Here is an 18,913-nt window from a genome sequence, read left to right as displayed (position 1 = left end):
CGTTAGTTTTTTTAATATTTCCAAACCACCTGAAGAAGCATCTTCAGATATAGACTTTAAAGTGCTTTAGTCTGTTTATTGTTTTGCAGTAAAACATTGCGCACTTGCTCTGTGATACTAAGATAAATTTCGCTTGTTTTTTGATCCGGCAGCGGTTTTTTATCTTCATCTAACCATGAGATTGAAGTTCTGCCTCCCGTTAATTCACCTAATTGAATAAAGTATTCCCCGTTTTCAAGTGTAAATGGGATTAAATTATTTTCAGACCAATAATCATTATCGGGTGTTGTGAATTTAAGTAAAAAGAAGCCCTTATTCTTATCTGCTTCGACAATCTCAAAATGTAATAAGGTTAATAGATCCGGGAGTTTTCTCCACGTCTCTAAAAACTTAGTATCTACCAGCCATACGATCTGATGGTTATCATCAAAGCCAAGCTTAATGGGTAAGGGTTGTGAATCCAGTTCGTTCAGTTCATTCGCTTCTTTTACTTTATATGCATACTCTAATAGATCATTTGCAAAGCGAAGTTCCACATTTTTTTTGTTTTTATCAGAAAGCTTAAATTTTAGAGCGTGCTCATCGTTATATTCGGCATAGGTTAATGCTTCAATAGTGAGTCCAACACTGTGGCCATCCGCTTGTTTCTCAAGCGTAAAGCGGTAGCTTGACTGTTTAAGCACTTCATTGCTATTTAAAAAACCACCAAAATCTGTTTTCTGATTAAAGATTCCCGTTTCAAGCTTTAGTAGAGATTCATCTTTAGAGATAATATCTACTTTATTTTCAGCCAGATAGGATTCAAGTAGTTGCCAAACCTGCTCGCCTATATGATCGTTTTCTTTAAATGCATTAAACCAGATCTTAGTCTGCTGTTTATCGTTAGCCTCAAGTAAAACACCATCAATCACAGGGATAAGCTGGGTTGGTGGACGAACATCAATATCTTTAGTCAAAAAACCAGCTGCTTTTTGCGACTCAGTCAAAACAGGCGTAGCAAAGGTATCTCTGGCTTCATCATTAGAGAACGGCCCGGTTTTATAAGCGCGAGTCAATTCTGCATATTGATAGTCAAAAGAGCCATTTGCCTGCATCCGTGTTTCGAAGCGGGTGCAGCCGGTTAATGCTAACGCGATAAAAACGGCCGCTGTTGTACCAGATTGTTTGAATAATTTAATCATGAAAGTAATTTTGCTTCGGTTAAGGCGCTGCGGACGACTGACTGGTACTGCTCAGATAGAATAGTTAATGGCAAACGGCAATCAGCCGTTGGAATTAAACCAAGCTCAGCACAAGCCCATTTAACGGGAATTGGATTTGATTCTACAAATAATTTTTGATGCAGCGGTAATAGCTGAGCGTTTATCTGCAGTGCGATATCTGTTTGACCATCTAATGCGGCATCACACATTTTTCTCATTTCAACAGGTGCGATATTACTGGTAACGGAAATAACACCGTGGCCACCCTGCAAAATAAAATCACAGGCGGTTTCATCATCACCACTGTATAAAACAAAGTCATCTGCAACGAGCGCTTTGATTGCAGCAAGACGCGTTAAATCGCCCGTTGCTTCTTTAATACCGATAATATTTTTGATTTTAGCCAGACGAGCGACAGTTTCAGGTAACATATCAACGGCCGTTCTGCCGGGTACGTTATATAAAATTTGTGGTAGCTCGCAAGATTCAGCAATTGCTTTAAAGTGTTGGTAAAGCCCTTCTTGGGTCGGTTTGTTGTAGTAGGGGGTCACATTAAGACCCGCAACAATACCGCTATTTGCAAATAATTTACTCAATGAAATAGCTTCAGATGTTGAATTTGCACCATTTCCGGCAATAACAGGAATACGTTTATCTGCAAATTCGAGCGTTTTCATCACAACTTTCACATGATCATCAACATTTAATGTTGCAGACTCACCCGTTGTGCCAATAGCGACAATTGCAGATGTGCCCGATTGTATATGGAATTCAACAAGTTTTTTTAATGCATGGAAATCAATTTCGCCAGTTTTATCCATCGGTGTCACGAGTGCGACAATACTACCTGTTAACATCTTAAAATCTCCTATTTAGAATGGCTTAATGTTACTTTTGCAGGCAGTTAAAAACAAGCGATAAAGCGAAGAGATTAAGCATCGATGCACAAAAAGTTCGGATTGATGCTTGCGTTCACCTATTTAAACGATAATCTAGGCGACAATATCTTCAGCTCATTACCAATGAGGTCAAAATGCAAGCAAACAGCTATGACGTAACCGTCTCATCTTTCCCGAAAATTATTATCGAAGGCTCAAAAGAAAATCCCGTGCTGGTGTTTTTTTGGTCGCCACGCTGCCCCATTTGTACGTCTATGCAAACGTTATTAGACAAATTACACAGTGAAACTAATCAAGCATTTACATTAGCGCGTATTAACTGCGATCTGGAGCCGCAAATCGTCAGTCACTTTGGCGTACAGAGTGTGCCAAGTGTCTTTATGTTTGTTGATGGTGAGGGTGTGGATGGTTTTGCTGGGGAGCAAAGTGAAGAATTTATCCGCACCTTTATTAATAAACATACGCCAGCGCCCTCTTTTGAACTGCTGCAGCAGGGACAAACACTTTTTGCTCAAGGTAAATTAAGCGAAGCAAAAGAGACTATTTTACAAGCCGTAAAACTCGATCCAGACAATAATGAGATTAAACTTGCATTGGCCCAGGTATATCTGGCCCTAGGCGAGCATGAAAGCGCTCAGCCTATTCTCGAACTTATACCCAGCGCTGATCAAAACATGATCTACCACAGCTTAATCTCACAATTGCAGTTAGCCCTTGAATCTGCGCAAACACCTGAAATAAGCGCATTAGAAGCACAACTGCAAACCTCACCGGATAAGGTGGAGCTTAAATATCAGCTTGCCATTCACTATAAAGAGGCTAATCGCTACAGTGAAGCCTTACCCTTGTTATATAAAATTCTTGCCGCTGACTTAGGGTATGAAAATGGCGGCGTTAAAAAGACAATGTTAGATATTTTAGCAACGATTGACGACGCCGGTTTAGTCAGTCAATACCGACGTAAGCTCTACAGTTTACTCTACTAAAAAAGCAGCTGAAAATGGCTAACAGGCCATTTCCAGCTGTGCTTATTTTTGCAGCGCATATTTCTCTATCGCAACGGCAACGCCATCTTGATCATTGCTAGGGGCAATATAATCAGCTAGGGCCTTAGTTTCAATCGACGCATTCTCCATCGCCACCGGCAATCCCGCAAATTTAAGCATATGGTGATCATTTTCAGCATCACCGATACACATAACCTGCTCTGCGCTAAGCCCGAGAATATTAGCCAAATGCTCAACGCCGACTCCTTTATTGCTATCGCTATGTAAAAACTCCAAGAAATAGGGCGCGCTGCGCACCACTGTATAATCGAGTTTCAAAGCTGCCGGCAAATTAGCGACCGCATTATCGATAGCAGCTTCTCCAGCGACCATCAATATTTTAATGATATGATCATTATCATCGATTTCTTGGAAATCTTTTTCAGATACCGGCACACCGTTGACTGACGATTCGATATCTGTCCACGGGTTATATTGATGGGTGATCAGCCCCTCTTTCGTTGAAAATGCATGGATAAAAAGATCAAGTTGGCTTGCAACCTTCTGTAATTTTTTTGCATCTGAGCCACGTAAAGTTGTTTGGTGGATCACTTCACTATTGCCAACACGCTGAACAAGCGAACCGTTATAAGAGATAACAAAGTCATTATCACCGGTCAGGCCTAAGTGTTCCAGAAAAGGTTGTAACCCTTCTAAAGGTCGTCCTGAAGCGAGCACTATTTTGATGCCGGCTGATTTAGCATCTTGAATGGTGTTATAGGTGCGCAATGAAATCTGCCTGGCACTGTTAAGCAAGGTCCCATCCATATCGATAGCGATCAGTTTATACATAATGAAGAATCTCTGAGTTAATTTACTGGAGTTGCACTGGCAGGTGATACCTTAAAAGCTGTAGTCGAGTACAACAATATCATCAATAAGAGGCCTAAATAAAATTTTAAGTGCACTGTGGGCCGGATCGGGGAGATAATTATCACGGGCAAGGTGATCGCTAAAGGTCATCATAATACAATGGGTATAACCTTTGTTTTTATTTTCCGGACTGTTGTTTTCCCCCCACTCCACAGCGGCAAGTCCCTGCACGTTGTTTGGCATCTCCATAAATGCAGCTTGTAACCTTTGCAGAGAATCAGCTGTGGCGTCAGCTTTAAAACGAACTAATAACAGATGGCGTATCATAACTTTCCTTATAACTTATTGTAAATAATGTACTTTGCACTCTCTATGGTGCATTACTGGAGAAAAACTTATAAAGCATCGCCTAAAATACTGAGCGCTTTGATATAGGCAAACACCGATTGACCTTTTTGTAACTTTAATTCATTAACTGATTTCAGTGTGATTTTGGCCAGCAGCTTTTGTCTGCCTGTGGTTAAGGTTAATAAGACACTGTTTGCAGATAAGGGTTCAATCGCCTCGATCTTAACCCGTAAACAGTTTTGCAGTGAACTCAGGTTAAGCTGCTCGGTTGCGATTATCACATCTTTACTTTCTACTTTGATTTGTAACGTTTTATCGCTGCTTTCTTTATCCTGCGCTAAAAAAACAGCCTGCCCATCAATGCAACCCTGCACAAGCGAAAATGTCGGATCCCATGAAAGCGAGTCTACGCTGAGCAGTAAGCCTGAATGCGCATGTTTCACTAAACTGAGATTGGCATCCAGAAACAGATCATGCGGCGAGCCGATCGCTTCAATCGACCCTTGATTGATTAAAATCATCTGCTGAGCAAGATAGAAAACTTCCTGCATCGAATGGCTAATATAGAGGATAGGGATTCTCTGGCTGAGTTTTTTAATAAAGGGCAATAACAACTCTCGGCTGTGCTGATCCAGCGACGATAGCGGTTCGTCCATAATCAGCAGATCGGGCGCCGTTAAAATGGCGCGTGCAATCGCTACCCGCTGTTTCTGTCCACCTGAGAGCTGATGGCTCTTTTTACTGAGCAGCGCACTAAAATCAAGTTCCTGAGCTAGCTGTTTTACGCTGTATAAACTATTTTTAGCTTTTACACAGGCTAATTGCAAATTAGCCTGCACATCTAAATGTGGAAAGAGTCTCGGCTCCTGAAAGACCATACCAATTTTACGCTTTTCCGTTTTAATAAAGACAGTTTCGCTTTGCCAATTTTTTCCCTGACAATCTAGAAAACCTGAAAATTGCGGATCTAACCCTGCTAACGCACGCACAAAAGAGGTTTTACCCGCACCCGAATCTCCAAATACTGCGCATACTCCCTGCAGCCGGATTTCTCCTTGAAAGCGAAAGGAGGGATAGGTTTTAAGCAGATCAAATTTAAGCATGATAGAGACGTTTCTGGCGTTTTTGTAGCACGCCGTAGATCAGCATCAGCAGTACCATTGAGAAACTCAGCAAACTAAAAGCCAGAAAATGTGCCTGCGTATATTGCAATGTTTCTACATGATCAAACAATGCGATCGACAACACTTGCGTTTCACCCGGAATATTCCCGCCAATCATTAAAACTACGCCAAACTCGCCAATGGTATGGGCAAAACCAAGCGCACCTGCAATAATAAAACTCGGTAAAACCATCGGAAATATAACCCGATAAAAGGTCTCGATACGATTAAAACCGAGCGTAGTGGCAACCTCAAGGTAGCTTTTATCTAAATTAACAAAGGCACTTTGCAGGGGTTGTACGACAAATGGTAGAGAGTAAATAAGCGACGCGATTAACAGACCAGAAAATGAAAAGGCTAAATTATGTCCGGTTAACGTTAACCAAAAACCACCCAAAAAACTATCCGGTGAAAAAGAGAGCAGGAGATAAAACCCCAAGACAGTCGGCGGTAAAACAAGTGGCAGCGCCACCAGCGCTTCAATAAAAGGACGGTAAAAACGTTTGCTGTGTGAAAGCCACCATGCCAGTGGCGGCGAGATAATTAATAAGATCAAGGTGGCGGAAACGGCCAGTTTCAGGGTTAATAAAATAGCCTGGTAGTCCCATTCACTGAGCATACTATAAATATCCCTTTTCGTGGATCAGCAGTTGAATGGAGTCAGATCTTAAATAATCAATAAATTGCTGCACTTTTACTTTTTGCGTGGAGTTTGCCAGCAACACACCTTGTTGCTCAATCGGTGCATGCCATCTGTCGGGAATAAGATAATAGCTAGTTTGTTTGTTTTGCTTATGTTGCAATAGTAATGAATAGGCAACAAAACCCGCATCGATATTACCTGAGTCGATAAATTGATAGGTTTGCGAAATATTAGCGCCTTGGACATAGGAAAACTTTTCCCATAAATGCAGATATAGCAATGTTTGCTTAGCCGCCAGTCCATAAGGTGCAAGCTGCGGATTGGCTATTGCTAAACGCCCTTTATAATCAAGCAGTGTTTGTTGATTAATAGCAGCGCCATTACGCACCCAAAAAGCCAGCCGTCCATTGGCATAGGTAAAGCGAGATCCCGACACCCCTTGTGGAGACGCTTCAATCAGTTTTGCGCGTTCACTGTCTGCAGATAAAAAAAGATCAAAGGGGGCGCCGTGTGTGATTTGGTTATACAAGGTGCCGGTGGAGGCGCTGGAGATTAAAATAACCTGTTCGTTTTGGCGCTGATAAAGCGTGGCAATTTCACTCAGTGTCTGTTTAAAGTTACTGGCAACGGCAACGTTAATCGCAGCGTGCACGGGCTCCGTTGTCAGCAGCGCCAAAGATAAAAGCAAAGGTTTCATCACTTTTTCCATTTACTCAATTGGGCAAGGTCGCCCTCGCGCGCATCCAGCCAATAACTTTCTTTATTAGTTGCGCTTTCTTTTTTCCAAAAAGGAGCCTCGGTTTTTAAATAATCGATAATAAATTCACAGGCTGCAAACGCATCTTGGCGATGCAAACTGGCAATGCCCACAAAAACAATTTGATCTGATAGTTTCAGTTCACCTATACGGTGAATAACAGTGCAATCAATAATATCCCAACGGAATTGAGCCTGCTCTACAATTTTTGCCAGTGATTTTTCAGTCATACCCGGATAATGTTCAAGTGTTAAACTTGAAACCGCTTTCCCTTGGTTAATATCACGCACCAATCCGCTAAAAACAACAACTGCACCGACAGATGATTTTACGCGCAACTTATCGTATTCAGCCTGCATACTAAAATCTTCTGTTTGCAGTCTAATCATCTCAACCCCCTGTTACAGGAGGGAAAAAAGCAACTTCATCACCACTTTGTAGCGCACTATTGTCATTGCAGATAGTTTGGTTAACCGCAACCAGCAGAGTATTACCTGAAAGCACCCGTTGCCAATTTTGATCACGCGCTTTAAGGTTGCGTAACAGCGTTTCAATATTGCAATTTTCACTGCTTGGCAGATGCAGCTCACTGGTCGTTAATTGTTCGCGCAGTTGCGCAAAAAAAAGTACTTTTATCATATCGACTCCTTTGCTTTAAAGTGGCCTGACTTGCCCCCAGTTTTCTCCAGCAATTTAACCTGGGTAATAACCATATCTTTTTGCACCGCCTTGCACATATCATAAATGGTCAGCGCCGCCACAGAAGCGGCGGTTAAGGCTTCCATTTCAACCCCGGTTTTTCCTGAAAGTTTACATAAACTTTGTACTCGAACACGGTTAAATTCAGGTTCCGCGGTTAACTCAACTTCAACTTTTGTTAATGCAAGTGGATGGCAAAGAGGGATAAGATCCGCTGTTCTTTTCGCCGCCATAATGCCGGCAATGCGCGCAGTAGCAAAAACATCCCCTTTATGGTGCGAACCACTTAAAATCAACTCCAGAGTATGTGCGGACATTTCAATATATGCCTGCGCGATCGCCTGGCGCTCGCTGACTTGTTTGTCGCCGACATCAACCATATTGGCTTTGCCGTCCTGATTAATATGGGTAAATTGATTGCTCATACTAGACACCGATATGCGGCATAAAATTGCACGGTTTATGTTGTGAATTTAACTGCTCGACAATAATCTTTGACCATGCGGTTTTACAGGCCCCCGTTGAGCCGGGCATACAGAAAATAACCGTTTTGTTTGCAAAACCTGCGATGGCGCGACTTTGAATTGTTGAAGAGCCGATTTCCTGATAAGAGATAGCGCGAAAAAGTTCACCAAAGCCCTCCACCTGTTTATCAAACAACACAGAAACGGCTTCTGGTGTGGTATCACGTAATGTGAAGCCAGTACCGCCGGTAATTAAAATAGCATCTATTTTGGGTTCCGCAATCCAACTTGAAACAACCGCGCGTATTTTATAAAGATCGTCAATCACAATCTGTTTATCTGCAAGGTAATGACCCGCTTTTTGTAAAGCATCAACAAGGTATCCTCCAGAGGTATCCGTCTCTTCACTACGTGTATCAGAAACCGTTAATACTGCAATTTTAGATATTTTAAACTCGTTGGTAGCGAGATGACTCATTGATTAATCCTCTTTATCTTTTTCTAATGATCTGCGTGCAATCAGTTGTGCATAGGTGGTCTGACATTCATGCCATTGTTCGGGGGTGTTGCTGTTTTGAAAACGGAAACCATCTTCCGCCAAGTAATTAACTGGCTGTATATTAAGTGTTTTAAGCAGACGGTACAATGAACGTTGCTTTTTATCTGGGGAAACTAGCGTTTCTGCTAAATATTCTTTAAGTACTTTGTTTAATGGCAAAATCATCGGAAACGTAACAAAATCAAAAAACACACCTTGCGGATGCTGCAGATAGATTTCGAGAAGGTGGCGACACTCTTTCTCGCTAAGCAGCGGCATATCAACCGCCATAATAAATAATGCATCGTACTGACCAAAAAGAGACTCAGCACAGGCGTGTAATCCGGCAAGAGGACCCGACTCTTGATGCAGATCGGCGATACAGGAAAAACCGCGATACTGACCGCTAACAAAAACATTCTCTAAGCAGAGCGACTCGAGTAACAATACAGCCCGACTTAACAATGTCTGCTGCGCCAGCAAGAGCTGCGCTTTATCTTTTCCCATCCGAGTGGATAAGCCACCCGCCAGAACGACACCTGCAATTTTCAAATACCATAACCTTTTATTTCAGATATAAAAAAGGGGCAAACGCCCTTTTAACTAAAGTATAACAACAAGCACAACAAGCTTACCAGCCTTCTATACCTGACATATCAGGGAGCCTATGCGCGATACCTTTATGGCAATCAACACAGGTTTTCTCACCAGAGGCTAACGCTGTTGAGTGTTGTTTTACACTGCGCGCCCCCTGTTCACTAAAATCCATATATTCAAACTGGTGACAGTTACGGCATTCTTGAGAGTTATTATCTTTCATACGCTTCCATTCACGAGCGGCTAAGTGGCCGCGGCGCGCTTGGAATTTTTCTTCGGTGTCAATTGTTCCCATCGCAAATGCCACTAACTCTTTGGATGCCTGCACTTTACGCACAATTTTAGCCGTCCAGTCATGGGGTACGTGGCAATCAGAGCAGATAGCGCGAACACCGGAGCGGTTGGCGTAGTGAATGGTTTCCCGGATCTCTTTGACAATTGGCGCGTGACAACTGGAACAAAATTGCTCAGTATTTGTGGCTTCCATTCCTGTATTAAAACCACCCCAGAAAATGATACCTCCGGAAAAGCCTATAAAAAGCACTAAACCAAATGCCGCAGATGATGGCGTTTTCATAATGAACCATAAACGTTTCAATAGTTTCAGCATAATATTAAGTTCCCGAATTATTGTAACGAATCGACTGGTTTGAAATCATTTTCAACCAGCGGTTTGGCATCGGCTTGTGTTACGTGGCATTGTAAACAGAAATAACGACGCGGAGAAACATCTGACAATGTTGTACCGTTGCGACTGACAAAATGGGTCACACTGATTTTTGTCGCCCCCATTTCACCCGCATATTTAAAGCTATGGCAAGATAAGCACTTATTGGCATTTAAATTGATCTGATAACCACGGATAGTATGCGGAATTAGCGGAGGCTGCTGCACATATTCTCTATCAATAGGAAGTTGATCACGCTGTACACGTTTCATCGTCTCTGATTTATTGATATCAGAAAGCTGCTGATAACCGCGTAAAGATTCTACGCCGCCGTTATCTGTATTGATATCAGCAGCCTTGCTCGCCACAGAAGATGCCGCTAATGCGACCATCCCCGTCGCGATAATAACTGTTAGCAATTTTTTCATTTTTATTTCTCCACCTTTTGCACAGTGCTAGTTTTACCGCTAAAAACGGTTGTAATTTCAAAAACATTTTCGCCGCAAACATCAACACAGCGGCCGCAGTTTGTACAAGTTAACCCTGTAATTAATGGTCCGATGGCATGCTTACCTCCATGTACCGGATCTTTTAAAATCTCAGGCTCCGGGCAAACAGCAAAACAGTCCAGGCAATCCGTACATTTATCACGCTTCACAGCGCTCACTTTTATTAAACTAATACAATTGATGAGCGAATAAAAAGCGCCCATCGGGCAGAGATGACCACACCATCCATTCTCAACAGCCAGCAGATCAAACAGGAAGATCATTAAAAACAGAATCCAGCCTAACCCCATGCCAAAAAACAGACCGCGATTAAAGGCAGAAACCGGATTGACCAGTTCCCATGACATCACACCGGTAAAAAGGGGTAATATCATCACCATAGCTAAAATCCAATAGCGCCATTGATTGCTTATAACGCTCTCTTTGCGAAAATTTAACTTTCTTCTGCACCATGCTGCTGCATCGGTTAATAAATTAACAGGACACACCCAAGAGCAAAAAACGCGTCCGCCTACCAGGGCGTAAAACAAAACGACAATCAACATCCCTAAAACCGCTTGAAACTGCGGAAGATGTCCAGACAGCATACTCTGTCCGAGTATAAAGGGATCAGTAAAAGGCACGACACCCAACAGTAAACTGGCGCTTAAATTACCCTGGATAATCCAAATCCCGGCTAATGGGCCGAGTAAAAAAGCGCTTAATATCATCAGTTGCACAAAGCGGCGCAATAGTAAAAAACGGTTGGCTAATATCCACCCTTTTTTGTTGATCGCCGCACAGCCCAAGGGATGCTTAGTTTTCATTTCGGCACTTCCGGAAGTCGATCCGGTAGATCTAATACGGGGTCAATTAACGATCCGCCCGCCTTTTCTTTTTCTTTCCATCCCCAACGGTAATGATGACCTAGTTCACCTTTAGCGATACTTCTCGGTAACACTTTAATCGCCGCTTTTTCTAATACACACGCTTCTTCACATTTACCGCAGCCAGTACAAAAATCTGAATGTACAGTCGGAATAAACACGGCATGATGCCCGGTTCTCTGATTGCGATGCATCTCTAAAGTAATAGCATCATCAATCAAAGGACAGATGCCATAGCAAACATCACAGCGTAAACCTTGAAAATTCAGACAATTTTCCTGATCAATTAACACCGCCAACCCCATCCGCGCATCGTCGATATTGTTAAGCTCCGGGTCAAGCGCACCTGTCGGGCACGCCGCCTTGCATGGTATATCATCACACATCTCACAAGACGCCTCGCGCGCAATAAAATAGGGTGTTCCTGTTGCTATAGGCTGAAATAACCGGCCTAATTTGAGCATATCGTAAGGGCAAGCCTCAACGCATAAACCACAACGGATGCAGGCAGATTGAAAGTCTGGCTCTGCCAACGCACCTGGAGGGCGAAGCATCTGTGGGTTAAATGAAAGGCTCTGATTTGAATATCCAGCCAATCCTAATCCCATAAATCCAACGCCACATGCCCCTTTACTTGTATTGACAAGAAACTGACGACGTGTGATTTTGCGCTGCGCTCCTTTACTCATCGATTTTCAGTTACACCTTTTTGGTAATTTTCACGGCACATTTTTTGTAATCTGTCTGTTTTGAAAGGGGATCAGTTGCATCCAGTGTGATTTTATTGGTTAATTGTTTGGCATCAAACCAGGGCATAAACACCAGTCCTTTCGGCGGACGGTTGCGGCCGCGGGTTTCAACGCGGGAGGTCAGTTCACCACGGCGTGAAGCCAGTACTATTTCATCACCGCGACGCAGTCCGCGGGACTGCGCATCATCCGGATGCATAAACACAACGGCATCTGGAAAGGCGCGATATAGCTCAGGTACGCGACGAGTCATCGATCCGGAATGCCAATGTTCAAGCACTCGCCCGGTACTTAACCATAAATCATATTCTTGATCCGGCACTTCAGCTGGTGGCTCATAAGGCAGCGCAAAGATAACCGCTTTCTTATCTTTATGTCCGTAGAACTGCACTTCACTGCCCTTTTCTACATAGGGATCATACCCTTCTCGAAAACGCCACAATGTTTCTTTGCCGTCAACGACTGGCCAGCGAAGACCGCGGGCCTGATGGTATTGATCAAATGGCGCCAAATCATGTCCATGACCGCGGCCAAAGGTGGCGTACTCTTCAAACAGACCTTTTTGAACATAAAAACCAAAATGACGCGCTTCATCATTTAATTGATCATCTTTCACTTCATCCAGGCCAAATGCATCAACATTACCGTTACGGTAAAGTACGTCATACATAGTTTTACCCTTCACTTCCGGCATTTTAGCAATCAAGTCTGCAGGCCATACCTCTTCAATCTTGAAGCGTTTAGCAAACTCCATCAACTGCCATAAATCAGACTTTGCGCCTTCTGGCGCTTTGACCTGCTGATACCAGAACTGCGTCCGACGCTCGGCATTACCGTAAGCGCCCTCTTTTTCCACCCACATTGCAGTGGGTAAAATAAGATCCCCCGCTTGCGCGGTAACAGTTGGGTAAGGGTCTGAAACAACGATAAAATTTTCCGGATTACGGTAACCCGGAAGAATTTCTTCATTAATATTTGCCCCCGCTTGCACGTTGTTATTACACATAACCCAGTAGGCATTAAGCTTGCCGTCTTTAAGCATACGGTTTTGTAACACTGCGTGGTAACCCGGTTTTGGCGGAATGGTCCCCTCAGGTAACTTCCATATTTTCTCAGCAATCGCGCGATGCTTAGGATTTTTAACCACTAAATCGGCGGGCAGGCGGTGCGAAAAGGTCCCCACCTCACGTGCGGTACCACAGGCAGAGGGTTGTCCCGTTAATGAGAATGGGCCTGAACCGGGTTTAGAAATTTTGCCGGTTAGCAGATGCACGTTATACATCAGGTTATTGGCCCATACGCCACGTGTATGCTGGTTGAAGCCCATGGTCCAATAAGAGGTTACTTTCTTAGTGGGATCGGCATACACTTTTGCCAGTTCAATGAGTTTAGCAGCGGGTACACCAGACATTTTTACCGCATATTCAACATCAAACTCAGAAACATATTGCGCATACTCGTCAAAAGTCATTGGTGTTGAAGCGCCCGAATCTGGATTTTTTGCGGCTTTCTGGAGTGGAACATCAGGACGTAAACCGTAACCTATATCCGTTACACCTTTGCGGAAATTAGTATGTTTTTTAACAAAATCTTTATCAACCGCATCGTTTTGGATAATGTAATTAGCAATGAAGTTTAAGATTGCCAAATCAGATTGCGGGGTAAAGATCATACCGTTATCTGCAAGTTCAAATGAGCGATGCGTATAAGTAGATAAAACATGAACACGTACATCAGGATTACTTAAACGACGATCCGTGAGTCGCGACCAAAGAATCGGATGCATCTCGGCCATATTGGATCCCCAAAGCACAAATACATCTGCATTTTCAAGATCATCATAGCAGCCCATAGGCTCATCAATACCGAAGGTGCGCATAAAGCCGCCAACAGCAGAAGCCATACAGTGACGTGCATTCGGATCTAAATTATTGGAGCGAAAACCGGCTTTCATCAGTTTTGAAGCCGCATAACCTTCCCAAACAGTCCACTGGCCGGAGCCAAACATCCCCACTGAGGTCGGTCCCTTTTTCTTCAGGGCATCTTTAAATTTTTCGGCCATGATATCAAAAGCGGCATCCCATGATATGGGCTCAAACTGGCCTTCTTTATCATAGAGTCCATCTGTCATGCGCAATAAGGGAGTTGTCAGACGATCTTTACCGTACATTATTTTGGAGAGGAAATAACCTTTAATGCAGTTGAGGCCTTTGTTTACTGGTGCATCCGGATCGCCCTGCGTAGCAACAACACGGCCTTCTTGTGTACCCACTAAGACACTGCAGCCAGTGCCGCAGAAACGACATGGTGCTTTATCCCACTTTATTTTGCTGGCATCCTTACTGGCAATTAAATTACTTGCGGAGGCCGGTAGCGTTATGCCAGCAACGGCAGCTGCCGAGGCAATTGCTTGTGCTTTCATAAATTCACGTCTGGTAAATTTCATTTTACTCCCTCACTCTTTTTATACGTCTATTTTTTCAAACTCGTGATAAACAAGTCCGGTATTAATAACCCCATCTAAGGCGTTAATATTATCAATCACTTCCATAATGACTCGCTGGTGCGGCGCCTCTAAGACGACGATCGCTTTACCTTGCGCAGAAATTGTTATGACTTCCGCGCCACTTAATAAATTAATACTGGTCGTAATAGCAGCGGCTTTTTTAGGATTTACATGTACTAGCAGACTGGATATATGCAGCTCATCATCTTTCATTATAATTCCTTTATCGCAATAGCTTGTTGTGGGCAAGGCGCCACACAGGCGCCGCATCCGCTGCACAAATCCGTATTGATTTGTGGTATTGCACTCAAGCCTAGTTGAAAGGTAAGCGCTTCACTGTCACAACTTTCAGCACAACTGCGGCAATAAACGTTCGCAAACGCTAAGCATTGATTATTGATAAACGCTTTTTTATCCCAAGGTGATTCACTGGTCTCGACAAATATTTTTTCTTTACAGCTTGTCGCACACTTGCCGCAAAAAGTGCATTCACCCAAATCGAAGTTGATATTGGGATAACCGCCATCCCCTTTAATAACAATCTGCTCTGGGCAAGCACTAATACAATCGCCGCATTGGCTGCAGTTATTAAGGAAATTTTGCGTGTCTTTTATCCATGGCAATAAATGGTCTGTCGCAATTGTTTTTTTTACTTTAAAAAAACTTCGTTTACTGGCATCAAATTGCACAATCTGTACCTGACTTTTAGTTTGTTATCTATTGGTTAACGATATGATGAAATTGTTAACTAATGTTAATACAGAACATATACCCAATTAGGGTAAAGCATAGCTTGACTTGATACATATCAATGATTGGATTGTGATAGTGGGAGTTACCCCACAAATAAAGTGGGGTGAAATTTAATTATCCGCCGATAGAGGCGAGATGCGGGGTTCCTCCTACGTTGCCTTGCTGCAAATAATGGCTTTCCTTTTTATTGGACAACGCCGTTAAAATTCTTGCCTTTAATGCTTCTTTATCATCGGCGCTGGAAAGTAGATCGCGAAGATCAACCCCCTCTTCACCGAAGAGACAAAGATGAAGGCGCCCTAATGAGGAGACTCTTAAGCGGTTACAACTTTTACAAAAGTCTTTACTGTATGGCATTATTAGCCCTATTTCACCCTGATAATCGCTATGCGTGAAAACCTGAGCGGGCCCATCATGGCAAAGCCCCATTTTTTGAGTCCAGCCATTTTTTAGTAGATTTTGTTTAATTAACTCGCCCGAAAGATGATGTTTATTAAAAAACTCGAGATTGTCTTCAGTTTGCATCAGTTCGATAAAACGCAATTGAATCGGTTTATCCTGGATCCAAGCCAGATACAAATTTAAGTTCGTATCGTTCAACCCTTTCATCAATACGCTATTAATTTTGACTTGTGTAAACCCGACTGCCACCGCAGCAGAGACCCCCTGCATCACTTTATCAAAAATATTTTTACCCGTGATCAGGTGAAACATTTTCGGATCTAAACTATCAACGCTGACATTAATTGCATCAAGCCCCGCATCAAACCAATCCTTAGCCTGTTTCTGCAGACTAAAACCATTGCTGGTGGTTGCGACTTTTTGAATCCCCTTGGTTTTTGATATTGTAGAAATGATAGCGCTAAAATCTTTGCGTAAACTTGGCTCGCCGCCGGTAATTCGAACTTTTTTAGTTCCAAGCTCGGCAAAAGCGTTAACTAAATTTTTAATTTCTATTTGACTTAAAAACTGCTTCTGATGAGTACGCTGGTAGCCATCAGGCAAGCAGTAGTTACATTTGAAATTGCATTCATCTGTAATAGACAAGCGCAGGTATTCAAACTTCCTGTCGAAGTTATCGATGAGTTGTTGCATATTAAGTTCCTTTCCAAACACGGGAGGCAAACGCATTTCTGTTTTTACCCTTCTTAAACAAGTAAACGACTACCCGTTAAGCGGCTTAATTCACATATTTTCCATTTATGAAAAACTTAGTGAGGTAAAGCTCGGAGCTGTATTAACAAATTGTTGCAGTTGTTAAATATAATCTGACCTTATGTTACACTCAAATACACTTTCCATATACTTTTAATCGCCATGAAAATTAATCAGTTATTTCATTCTTATTCCGTCACAAAAGTGATAACCAACACCTGTTCGTTGATACTTGTTGTTTCGGCCTTGCATATTATAAGTGTGCTTAGCACTTTTAATCAGCCTGTTTCCGATAGCAATAGCATAAATAAGTTAATTGAATTTAAAATGGCAACATTGAAAACCAGTATCGCAGCACGTTACCATCCGCAAGATCTCCCATATATACTCACAGATATAGAGCAAGTGCTATCCCCCTCTCTGTTGCTAAAATCATATTGGCTTAATACGCAATCGCTTAACCAAAAAAATGCAGCGCTCTTGCTGCACTGGCAAAAAATAAAGTTGCAACTCGCAGCGAAGCCTTGGACTCAAATAAGAGGTGCACAGGCTGAAAATGAACTAAACAAATTTTCATCCGAAATCGATGTCATAATTAAACTGCATCAAATACTTGCCGGTAAAAAAATGGCGCTAATACATTTGGCGGAATTAATTGAATTTTTCCTGATCGCATGTGCAGGACTATTTCTCTATTACTATTCTAAAAAACAGATCGCACTGCCCATCAAAAAATTGGTTAGCAACGCCAAGGCGCTAAAAGAGCGCCATTTTGCCGTTGATTTCCCCGCTTATAAAAATGAGATAGGCCTGCTTTCTCAAGGGATGAATGAGATGTCGCAAGAGATTCAGAGATTAATTGAAGGGATGCAAAGTCAGGTCAAACAGAAAACAGAGGCACTGGAAAAAGCCAATAAAACCATTGAGTTTTTGTTTTCGATATCACAGCAATTAAACACAGTGCGATTGACCTCACCTATTTTATTTGATGCACTAAACGCACTGGCTAAGCAGGCAAATTTACGTAAAGTATGCTTAGAATTAAATAATGGCACCTTCGTAAATAGCGCGTTAGGCTGCGCAAGCCTTGACCCTGAGCTATTACGTATCCCGATAATCATTAATGGCAAACCTTATGGTTTCTTAAACTATGTCACGGGTGAAAGTGAACCGGACAACAGCAGCCTTATTGAGAGTTTTACCGGTCTTGTTGCCAGAGCTTTATATCAAGAGGAGCACAGTTTACAGGCGCAAAAAATATTATTGATGGAAGAGCGCGGGATCATAGCGCGTGAATTACATGACTCGATCGCACAGTCATTATCCTTTTTGAAAATACAGTGCACCTTATTAGATCGGCAAGTCAGCGCTGAACAGCAAGCGCAAGCCAAACAAACCATTAACAATATTGAAGATGCGGTTTCCGATTCCTATAAACAATTACGTGCTTTACTTTCAACATTTAGATTAAGTGTACCCGAATCCAATTTTAAAGAAGCACTGCTCACTATGATAAAAGCATTACAACTGCAGACAAGCGCGCTTATTTCAATTAAGCAGTTTGCAGCAAACTTTTATACGGATGCAAGCCAACATATCCATCTACTGCAAATTGTTAGAGAAGCCATTATCAATGCCATGAAACATGCTCACTGCACCACTATTGAGATATCCTGCATTATTACCAATGAGAATAAGGTATGGATTAGTATTATTGATGATGGTTTGGGAATTAAGGATAATGCCGCAAAGGTAAATCATTATGGGCTGGCGATTATGCAGCAGCGGGCAGATGAACTCGGCGCAACACTATCACTTAATCCATTAGCAAAAGGAACTGAGGTGGAACTTATTTTCCCTTATAAAAAACCACTACTTAATCAAGGAACTACCAATGTCTGATTTAACCCGGGTGATCATTGTCGATGATCATCCCCTGATGCGTAAAGGTATTCAACAACTGTTATCTATTGAACCTCGTTTTGAAATAATTGCCGAAGCGACACACGGTATTGAAGCGGTCAGTTTTGCCAAAAAACTGCAACCGGATCTGATTTTGTTAGATTTTAATATGCACGGAATTTCCGGTTTAGAGACACTAAAAGCATTACGCCAACAGAACTGCAGTGCAAAAGTGATTATTTTAACGGTCAGTGATAATAAACAAGATGTGATTGCAATGATTAACCAGGGTGCCAATGGCTACCTATTAAAAGATTGTGAGCCTGAAACATTATTAGAAGATATTATCAAAGTGTTAGCGGGACAATTAGTGGTCAGTGAAACATTAAACAGCTATCTTAATGAACTTGATCAGGAAGATAATATCCGCAACAAGCTGCTTAACTTAACTAAACGTGAAGTACAGATACTCGAAGAGGTTGCTAAAGGGTATAGTAATAAAGAAATTTCAGTTAATTTACATATTTCTGAAGGAACCGTAAAAGTCCACGTGAAGAGTTTATTAAAAAAACTACAGATAAAGTCACGTGTTGAAGCGGCAGTTTTGTATCTACAGCAGCCTAAATAACTCATTTAG

The 18,913-nt window shown here is 42.3% G+C and carries 23 protein-coding genes and 1 riboswitch; of the genes, 3 read left to right on the top strand and 20 right to left on the bottom strand.

What is annotated here, in order from left to right:
- Positions 1-56 precede the first annotated feature (56 nt).
- Both bamC and dapA read right to left on the bottom strand, forming a co-directional pair.
- Positions 57-1,181: an outer membrane protein assembly factor BamC gene (bamC, locus tag ACJAT7_RS08665; protein WP_415226404.1), complete on the bottom strand. Its 1,125-nt coding sequence runs from the start codon at positions 1,179-1,181 to the stop codon at positions 57-59.
- Complete coding sequence (gene dapA / locus ACJAT7_RS08660; protein WP_415226403.1) at positions 1,178-2,059, bottom strand: 4-hydroxy-tetrahydrodipicolinate synthase; 882 nt, start codon at positions 2,057-2,059, stop codon at positions 1,178-1,180. Before dapA ends, bamC begins: the two co-directional genes overlap by 4 nt.
- A gap of 176 nt (positions 2,060-2,235) precedes the next feature.
- On the opposite strand from dapA, the gene ACJAT7_RS08655 reads away from it, so the two are divergent.
- Positions 2,236-3,087 (top strand): tetratricopeptide repeat protein, encoded by an 852-nt coding sequence (locus ACJAT7_RS08655; protein WP_415226402.1) that lies wholly within the window; start codon positions 2,236-2,238, stop codon positions 3,085-3,087.
- A gap of 42 nt (positions 3,088-3,129) precedes the next feature.
- Here ACJAT7_RS08655 and ACJAT7_RS08650 read toward each other — a convergent pair whose 3' ends face one another.
- The 18 genes from ACJAT7_RS08650 to moaA form a co-directional block, all read right to left on the bottom strand.
- Positions 3,130-3,939, bottom strand: coding sequence for a Cof-type HAD-IIB family hydrolase (locus ACJAT7_RS08650; RefSeq protein ID WP_415226401.1), 810 nt, complete (start codon positions 3,937-3,939; stop codon positions 3,130-3,132).
- 51 nt (positions 3,940-3,990) lie between these two features.
- Complete coding sequence (locus tag ACJAT7_RS08645; RefSeq protein ID WP_415226400.1) at positions 3,991-4,287, bottom strand: Dabb family protein; 297 nt, start codon at positions 4,285-4,287, stop codon at positions 3,991-3,993.
- 68 nt (positions 4,288-4,355) lie between these two features.
- Complete coding sequence (modC, locus tag ACJAT7_RS08640; RefSeq protein ID WP_415226399.1) at positions 4,356-5,411, bottom strand: molybdenum ABC transporter ATP-binding protein; 1,056 nt, start codon at positions 5,409-5,411, stop codon at positions 4,356-4,358.
- The gene (gene modB, locus ACJAT7_RS08635) at positions 5,404-6,090 is read right to left on the bottom strand and encodes a molybdate ABC transporter permease subunit (RefSeq protein ID WP_415226398.1); all 687 of its coding nucleotides are present in this window, start codon (positions 6,088-6,090) and stop codon (positions 5,404-5,406) included. Before modB ends, modC begins: the two co-directional genes overlap by 8 nt.
- 1 nt (position 6,091) lies before the next feature.
- On the bottom strand, positions 6,092-6,811 hold the full coding sequence (gene modA / locus ACJAT7_RS08630; RefSeq protein WP_415226397.1) for a molybdate ABC transporter substrate-binding protein: 720 nt from the start codon (positions 6,809-6,811) through the stop codon (positions 6,092-6,094).
- Positions 6,811-7,260: a molybdopterin synthase catalytic subunit MoaE gene (gene moaE / locus ACJAT7_RS08625; protein ID WP_415226396.1), complete on the bottom strand. Its 450-nt coding sequence runs from the start codon at positions 7,258-7,260 to the stop codon at positions 6,811-6,813. Before moaE ends, modA begins: the two co-directional genes overlap by 1 nt.
- A 1-nt stretch (position 7,261) precedes the next feature.
- On the bottom strand, positions 7,262-7,510 hold the full coding sequence (moaD, locus tag ACJAT7_RS08620) for a molybdopterin converting factor subunit 1 (RefSeq protein WP_415226395.1): 249 nt from the start codon (positions 7,508-7,510) through the stop codon (positions 7,262-7,264).
- Positions 7,507-7,995 carry a cyclic pyranopterin monophosphate synthase MoaC gene (gene moaC / locus ACJAT7_RS08615; RefSeq protein ID WP_415226394.1) on the bottom strand — a complete coding sequence of 163 codons (489 nt, stop codon included), beginning with the start codon at positions 7,993-7,995 and terminating at the stop codon, positions 7,507-7,509. The genes moaD and moaC overlap by 4 nt, the downstream gene beginning before the upstream one ends.
- Before the next feature lies 1 nt (position 7,996).
- Positions 7,997-8,512: a molybdenum cofactor biosynthesis protein B gene (gene moaB / locus ACJAT7_RS08610; protein ID WP_415226393.1), complete on the bottom strand. Its 516-nt coding sequence runs from the start codon at positions 8,510-8,512 to the stop codon at positions 7,997-7,999.
- A 3-nt stretch (positions 8,513-8,515) separates the two neighbouring features.
- Positions 8,516-9,124, bottom strand: coding sequence for a molybdenum cofactor guanylyltransferase (locus tag ACJAT7_RS08605; RefSeq protein ID WP_415226392.1), 609 nt, complete (start codon positions 9,122-9,124; stop codon positions 8,516-8,518).
- Between the two features lie 79 nt (positions 9,125-9,203).
- Positions 9,204-9,779, bottom strand: a complete 576-nt coding sequence (locus tag ACJAT7_RS08600; protein WP_415226391.1) for a NapC/NirT family cytochrome c — start codon at positions 9,777-9,779, stop codon at positions 9,204-9,206.
- Between the two features lie 17 nt (positions 9,780-9,796).
- The gene (locus ACJAT7_RS08595) at positions 9,797-10,264 is read right to left on the bottom strand and encodes a nitrate reductase cytochrome c-type subunit (protein WP_415226390.1); all 468 of its coding nucleotides are present in this window, start codon (positions 10,262-10,264) and stop codon (positions 9,797-9,799) included.
- Positions 10,265-10,266: 2 nt separating this feature from the next.
- Complete coding sequence (gene napH, locus ACJAT7_RS08590; RefSeq protein WP_415226389.1) at positions 10,267-11,151, bottom strand: quinol dehydrogenase ferredoxin subunit NapH; 885 nt, start codon at positions 11,149-11,151, stop codon at positions 10,267-10,269.
- On the bottom strand, positions 11,148-11,900 hold the full coding sequence (gene napG, locus ACJAT7_RS08585) for a ferredoxin-type protein NapG (RefSeq protein ID WP_415226388.1): 753 nt from the start codon (positions 11,898-11,900) through the stop codon (positions 11,148-11,150). Before napG ends, napH begins: the two co-directional genes overlap by 4 nt.
- Before the next feature lie 10 nt (positions 11,901-11,910).
- A complete protein-coding gene (gene napA, locus ACJAT7_RS08580; RefSeq protein ID WP_415226387.1) occupies positions 11,911-14,406 on the bottom strand; it encodes a nitrate reductase catalytic subunit NapA in 2,496 nt (831 codons plus the stop codon).
- 18 nt (positions 14,407-14,424) lie between these two features.
- Entirely contained in the window at positions 14,425-14,679 is a 255-nt protein-coding gene (locus ACJAT7_RS08575; RefSeq protein WP_415226386.1) for a chaperone NapD, read from the bottom strand.
- Positions 14,679-15,155 (bottom strand): ferredoxin-type protein NapF, encoded by a 477-nt coding sequence (gene napF, locus ACJAT7_RS08570; RefSeq protein ID WP_415226385.1) that lies wholly within the window; start codon positions 15,153-15,155, stop codon positions 14,679-14,681. Before napF ends, ACJAT7_RS08575 begins: the two co-directional genes overlap by 1 nt.
- Positions 15,156-15,333: 178 nt before the next feature.
- Positions 15,334-16,314, bottom strand: coding sequence for a GTP 3',8-cyclase MoaA (moaA, locus tag ACJAT7_RS08565; protein WP_415226384.1), 981 nt, complete (start codon positions 16,312-16,314; stop codon positions 15,334-15,336).
- A riboswitch (molybdenum cofactor riboswitch) is annotated at positions 16,305-16,463 on the bottom strand. (Overlaps the previous gene by 10 nt.)
- Positions 16,464-16,701: 238 nt before the next feature.
- Here moaA and ACJAT7_RS08560 point away from each other — a divergent pair.
- Together ACJAT7_RS08560 and narL are read left to right on the top strand one after the other, a co-directional pair.
- Positions 16,702-18,276, top strand: coding sequence for a histidine kinase (locus ACJAT7_RS08560; RefSeq protein ID WP_415226383.1), 1,575 nt, complete (start codon positions 16,702-16,704; stop codon positions 18,274-18,276).
- Positions 18,269-18,904 (top strand): two-component system response regulator NarL, encoded by a 636-nt coding sequence (narL, locus tag ACJAT7_RS08555; RefSeq protein ID WP_415226382.1) that lies wholly within the window; start codon positions 18,269-18,271, stop codon positions 18,902-18,904. The genes ACJAT7_RS08560 and narL overlap by 8 nt, the downstream gene beginning before the upstream one ends.
- The last annotated feature ends 9 nt before the right edge of the window (positions 18,905-18,913 follow it).

The organism is Psychromonas sp. (assembly GCF_047632995.1).
GTDB lineage: Bacteria > Pseudomonadota > Gammaproteobacteria > Enterobacterales > Psychromonadaceae > Psychromonas.
The sequence above is the reverse complement of the archived record's forward strand: the minus strand, read 5'-3'. Positions and strand labels throughout refer to the sequence as shown.